Raw genomic sequence first — 1236 nt, 5'->3', positions numbered from 1 at the left:
CCTAGTGTCCTGATCGATAAATTTGTGCGATCATTTTCCTTGTTTGAGAAGGGGATGATCGATGGGCAAAGCGGCGGTTGCGATTGTCTTGACGGGTGAGGAGCGCGGTGAGCTGGAGGCATTGGTTCGCCGCCGCGGCACGGCGCAGGGCCTGGCGCGGCGGGCCCAGATCGTGCTGATGGCCGCGGACGGCGTTGAGAACAAGGAGATTGCCGCGCGGCTTGGCACGATGCCGAACACGGTGGCCAAATGGCGACGGCGCTTCGCCGAGCTGCGGCTCGATGGGCTTTACGACGAGCCGCGTCCCGGCGCGCCGCGCCAGATCGGCGACGAAGAGATCGCCGAGACGATCCGGTTGACGCTGGAGACGACACCGCCGGACGCCACCCACTGGAGCCTGCGTTCGATGGCACGGGCGGTCGGACATGCGCCCTCGACGATCCATCGCATCTGGACGGCCTTCGGTCTGCAACCGCATCGCGCCGAGAGTTTCAAGCTGTCTTCGGATGCGCTGTTCGTCGAGAAGGTGCGCGACATTGTCGGCCTTTATCTCAATCCGCCCGAGCGGGCGCTGGTGCTCTGCGTCGATGAGAAGAGCCAGATCCAGGCACTCGATCGCAGCCAGCCGGTGTTGCCGATGCGGCCCGGCCAGATCGAGCGGCGCAGCCACGACTACACCCGGCATGGAACACTTTCGCTCTTCGCCGCGCTCGACGCTGCCACCGGCAAGATCATCGGTCGCTGCTTCAAGCGTCACCGCGCGCAGGAATTCCTGAGATTCCTGCGCGAAATCGAAGCCAACGTGCCGCCAGACCTCGACATCCACATCGTCATGGACAACTACGCCACCCACAAGACCAGCGCCATCCGCAGCTTCTTTCTCAAGCGGCCCCGCTGGCACATTCATTTCACCCCGACGGCGGCGTCATGGCTCAACCAGGTCGAGCGCTTCTTTGCCAACCTGACCGAAAAGCAAATCCGGCGCGGCGTGCACCGCTCCACCGCTGAATTGGAGGCGGCAATCACCGCCTATATCGACGCCGTCAACACCGATCCCAAACCGTTCCGATGGACCAAATCGGCAGACGACATCCTCGCCACCATCAAACGCTTTTGCCTGGCAACCCTGCAAATCGCCGATGTGCAAAACAAATCGGCAGAAACTTCTGAATCAGGACACTAGAACGCTGGCGAGTTGAAGGCGTCGACTGCTCCCAGGTGCGGCAGACGGCCGAG

At 62.6% G+C, this 1236-nt stretch carries 1 protein-coding gene; it reads left to right on the top strand.

The annotated features are described in order from the left end of the window. The first annotated feature begins 61 nt into the window (after positions 1-61). Positions 62-1183, top strand: coding sequence for an IS630 family transposase (locus tag GHK62_RS30140; RefSeq protein WP_153440672.1), 1122 nt, complete (start codon positions 62-64; stop codon positions 1181-1183). Positions 1184-1236 lie beyond the last annotated feature (53 nt).

Origin of the sequence: Sinorhizobium terangae (assembly GCF_009601505.1) — a bacterium.
Taxonomy (GTDB): domain Bacteria; phylum Pseudomonadota; class Alphaproteobacteria; order Rhizobiales; family Rhizobiaceae; genus Sinorhizobium; species Sinorhizobium terangae.
Note: the sequence above shows the minus strand (reverse complement) of the source record. Positions and strands in the feature narration are given on the sequence as shown.